The organism is Microcystis sp. 49638_E5, assembly GCF_021300285.1.
In the GTDB taxonomy this organism is placed as follows: Bacteria; Cyanobacteriota; Cyanobacteriia; order Cyanobacteriales; family Microcystaceae; genus Microcystis; species Microcystis aeruginosa_C.
In genome coordinates, this window is sequence record NZ_JAJTDH010000158.1 from 1700 (window position 1) to 6333 (window position 4634).

The 4634-nt window shown below is 39.5% G+C and carries 4 protein-coding genes and 1 pseudogene; 4 read left to right on the plus strand and 1 reads right to left on the minus strand.

The genetic code is table 11. The features are described from left to right. Positions 1–108: 108 nt before the first annotated feature. From LW728_RS23500 to LW728_RS22830, 4 genes and pseudogenes are all read left to right on the plus strand, one after another. Positions 109–249, plus strand: a pseudogene (locus LW728_RS23500) (IS701 family transposase); the annotation flags it as partial. Positions 250–585: 336 nt separating this feature from the next. Continuing rightward, positions 586–2310, plus strand: coding sequence for a fatty acyl-AMP ligase (locus tag LW728_RS22820; RefSeq protein WP_287768455.1), 1725 nt, complete (start codon positions 586–588; stop codon positions 2308–2310). Between the two features lie 47 nt (positions 2311–2357). Beyond that, positions 2358–2603 (plus strand): acyl carrier protein, encoded by a 246-nt coding sequence (locus tag LW728_RS22825; protein WP_036390104.1) that lies wholly within the window; start codon positions 2358–2360, stop codon positions 2601–2603. Between the two features lie 14 nt (positions 2604–2617). Beyond that, entirely contained in the window at positions 2618–3838 is a 1221-nt protein-coding gene (locus LW728_RS22830; RefSeq protein ID WP_287768460.1) for a cytochrome P450, read from the plus strand. A gap of 183 nt (positions 3839–4021) precedes the next feature. Here LW728_RS22830 and LW728_RS22835 read toward each other — a convergent pair. Further along, positions 4022–4634 (minus strand): hypothetical protein (locus LW728_RS22835; protein ID WP_287768462.1); only part of this gene is annotated, 613 nt, incomplete at its 5' end.

Sequence of the window (4634 nt, forward strand, 5' to 3'; positions counted from 1 at the left end):
AGCCGAGTTTTCAAGGTGCTGCGCCGTCCACTTGGTTTTCGAGACTGGCCTTTTAATTCTAACGTAAAGCCAACCTAGAACGGCGGGGTTTCAGACCCAAAATTTCCGATGAACCAATGCCGCCAGACGGAAATACCCCGAGGATTTTCGCTGATTGTCGATGACCGAGGACATCGAAAAAGCCGCAATCTGAGCACTGGAGTTGGGAGGCAGTACTTGGGAGAAATTGGCAAAACAGACAGTAGAGTTGGCTGTATAGTGATCGCTAACCTGATGATCACCGATGATGTCATTAGTCTCTATAGTCAGCGATTCCCTCTGTAGCGATGTTTTTGATGGTTTTCTGCTGCGAAACAAGCTATAATGGTCGAAAAGTCAAATTTGAAAAATTTTGCTTCCAACCCTATCGGCGTAAGGATTTCAGGAGTTGGCACCCAGTAGTACATTAGCTTTGAATTGCTTTAACTGAGTCTCTGTAAGACTTTCGGCTATAGCTAGTACATTCATAGGGGGAAAGTTTAGTTATGTTCTACTTGGAACACAATCAAATTAAATCAACCCTTGCAATTTCATATTGAAGCGACAATGAAAGCAATAACCTCAATTCTTGACACCAGAGCCGAGCAAACCCCCAATCAGTTAGCCTACATCTTTCTTAAGGATGGTCAAAATCAAGAATCATCCATTGACTACAAAACCTTACAGCAAGAATCAAAGGCGATCGCTGATAGCTTACTTTCTCTTTGCCACCAAGGTGATCGCGCTTTATTACTTTATCCCCAAGGTTTAGAATTTATTACAGCTTTTTTGGGGTGTCTATATGCTGGGATTGTTGCGGTTCCCGCTTACCCACCAAAGCGTAATCAAAAAATGTCTCGATTACTAGCAATTATTGAAGATTCTCGCCCTCAAATTATTCTGACAACCAGTTCACTTTTAGAGAAAATTAAGTCAACACTTGAATCTTTTTTAGACTTATCAGTAACCAGACTTTTGGTGACAGACAATGTGAATAATAACCAAGACTTTAAATTGCATCTTCCCAGGATTAGCGGTGATACCCTAGCATTTCTTCAATACACATCAGGTTCAACCGGTGCGCCGAAAGGAGTCATGATTTCCCATGACAACGTTGCCCATAATTCTGCTTACATTCAAAAAGCATTTCAACTGACAGGAAAAAGTGTTTCTATGACCTGGTTGCCCAGTTTCCATGACATGGGTTTAATTGATGGTATTATTCAACCGCTTTATACAGGTTTTTTAGGTGTTGTTATGTCGCCTGAATCTTTTTTAAAAAATCCAATGCTTTGGTTGGAAGCAATTACTAAATATCAAGCTACTCATAGCGGCGGTCCAAATTTAGGCTATGAATTATGTGTGCAGAGAATTACGTCTGAACAACAAGAAATGCTTGATCTCAGTAGTTGGATCAGTGCCTACAATGGAGCCGAGCCAATACGACGAAAAACGATGGAAAACTTTATTAACAAGTTTCAATCTTCTGGGTTTCAATCTCGATATTTTTATCCCTGTTACGGCATGGCAGAAGCCACACTAATGATTTCTGGAGGTAATATCGAAGATGAGCCAGTTTACTTAAATGTTCAATCAGAATCCTTAGAGAATAATCAGGTAGTAGAAGCGGAGAAAGACAGTAAAAATTATCAGGAACTTGTCGGTTGCGGCCATGTCTGGGAAAATATGGCAGTAAAAATTGTCGATCCTGAAAGTTGTTTAGAATGTGATGAAAATCAAGTGGGAGAAATTTGGGTTTCGGGTTCTAGTGTTGCCCAAGGATATTGGCAACAAGAAGAAAAAACGATCGCAACTTTTCAGGCTAAATTAGCTGATGGGGATCAAGGAAATTTTCTCCGAACAGGTGATTTAGGTTTTAGGCGAGAAGGAGAACTATTTATCACGGGAAGAATCAAAGATGTCATCATTATTTGGGGACGAAATCATTACCCCCAAGACATTGAATATTCTGTACAACAAAGTCATCAGGCTCTGCGTTTAGACTCTGGGGCAGCTTTTACAATAGAAGTAGATAATCAAGACAAATTGGTGATTGTTCAGGAAGTAGAGCGTACCTATTTAAGCAAGTTAAATGTCAATGAAGTTTTCTCGGCTATTCGTGAAGCCGTTGCTCTCCATCATGCCTTACAGGTTTATGCGATCGCATTAATTAAACCCGCAAGTATTCTCAAAACCTCTAGCGGTAAAATTCAACGCCAGGCTTGTCGTCATGCTTTTCTCACAAACAGGCTGGCGATTGTTGTACAATGGCAACAAAATAAGTTATCATGACGGGTGTTTGTTTTTGTTTGCAAATGTTTTGGTGGTAACTTGTTTTTATGAGTCGAGAAAAAATTGAACAGTGGCTAACAGATAGGCTGGCAAGTCTTCTAGGTGTAGATAGGGAAGACATTGATTTAGAAAAATCTATTTTCACCTATGGACTAGATTCTTCCGTTGCCTTGAGTCTTACTGGCGAGTTGGAAGCTATGCTTGGTTTAGAGCTAGACCCAATTTTATTTTGGGAATATCCCAAAATTAGTGAATTATCTGAATATTTAGTAGCTGAACTAGCTCAAAAATAGGGGTGACTTTAATCATGAATGGGAACAAAGTTTTATTTAATCCTTTTGATGCAGAATTTCAGGCTAATCCCTATCCTGTGTTTGCGCAGCTTCGTCAAGAAGATCCTATCCACAAAAGTATTTTTGGAACATGGATTATTACTCGTTATGCCGATGCCCTTACTATTTTAAATGATAAGCGATTCCAAGTAGATAATTTTCCTGAACGCCTTCAGCTAAAAAGTGCCTATCTCAAAGAAGATAATCTAGACATTCTTGCACAAACTACTGATAAATGGTTGTTTTTTTTGGAACCACCCGATCATACTCGAATTAAAAATGCACTAATTCCATCCTTTTCTAGAGCCTCGCTCAATGCTATGCGTCCTAAAATTCAGGCAATTGTTGACGATTTACTGGATAGATTTGCCCCAAGGGGAGAGATGGAAATCATAGCAGATTTTGCGACCCCTCTTCCTGCTTTTGCGATTACTAAAATATTAGGTTTACCGATTGAAGATTATCAACAATTAATTCGATGGTCTGCTAAGACCGTTTTCATTTTTGATCAACCAGTATCTTTGGAAGAATATAAAGAGCAAAATCAAATTCTCATTGAACATAGAGCCTATTTTGCTCAAAAAGTAGCTGAATATAAAAGACAACCAAACGACGGTTTGATCAGCCAGTTAGCTAATTATAAAGATAATATCAATGCCCTAACAGAAGATGAAATAATTAGCACTTCTATTCTGTTAATTGCCACATCCCAGGAATCAATGAAAGGACTACTGAGTAATGGTCTTTTAGCCCTTTTAAAACACCCACAAAGTTTAGAATATGTAAGACAAAATCCTGGTAATATTGAAAATATTGTCGAAGAATTGCTACGTTATGATAGTCCTATTCAGTATGTCTCTCGTCGAGCAATAGAAGACGTTGAGGTTTCAGGAAAAATTATTCATCGTGGGGAGTATGTCGTTATCTATCTCGGTGCAGTAAACCATGACCCTGAATACTTTTCTAATCCCCAAAAACTGGATTTCAGTCGTCGCAAACCTAATTTGGGTTTTGGCGGTGGCCTTCACTATTGCATAGGAATGTTTTTAGCCAGGCTTCAAGTGCAAATCGCCCTAAATGCCATAGTGCAACGTTTGCCAGATATTTGCCTTAATACAGATAAATTAGACTGGTGCGAAAGCAAGATTTCAAGAAGATTAAAAACTCTTCCTGTCAAATTTACTCCTCTTGCTTAATCTCAAGGTTAATTTTAAAAAAGCGATCGCTATTTTCAGTTAAATAACGATCAACTCTCCCTCAATTTAGCTTGATTGTCTTGATTGTGTTAGATAGAAGCAGAAAAAAGCTGCATTGAAACACAAACACACATCAAGATGCGATAATTGCCGTTCAAGATATGATACAAGCGTATATCGCTCTTATAACTTTAATTCGTCCCATGACAATACAGTCGTAAGGTTTGCTTGTCCGGTAAGGGTAATAGTTTTCCCCTCGGCATCTACAGTGATGCTGGTAAGATAACGAGCACCAGGTTTTTCCCACTGTTTAACAATCTGACCTTTGGCATCATAAGCAACGATAGCCATAGCCATCCTGTTGTCGGTATAACTATACGCCCAATAAGTGTAGCCATTCCACTGAATTACGGGAGCGCCAGATGGAGTAAAACTAAAGGGGGAATGAAAACCTTGAGGAATTGTAGGTGCATTGGCTGGGGGTACTGTAACAACAATCGGAGCCGTTAAAGAAGTCGCGGTAGTATCGTAAAACAACAAATCAGTGTAATCATTGCCGCCAAAGTTACCCGGAACAATTAACTTCCAGGTCTTACGCCAGTCTGTGTGCTTTTTCAGGAATGCGATATTGCCACTACCATCCGTTGTGTAAAATTCGCCTTCCCCAGTATTTGGAGTAGTCGGATCGTAAAACAACAAATCAGTGTAATTATTGCCGCCAAAGTTACCCGGAACAATTAACTGCCAGGTCTTACGCCAGCCTGTGTGCTTTTTCAGGAATGCGATATTGCCACTA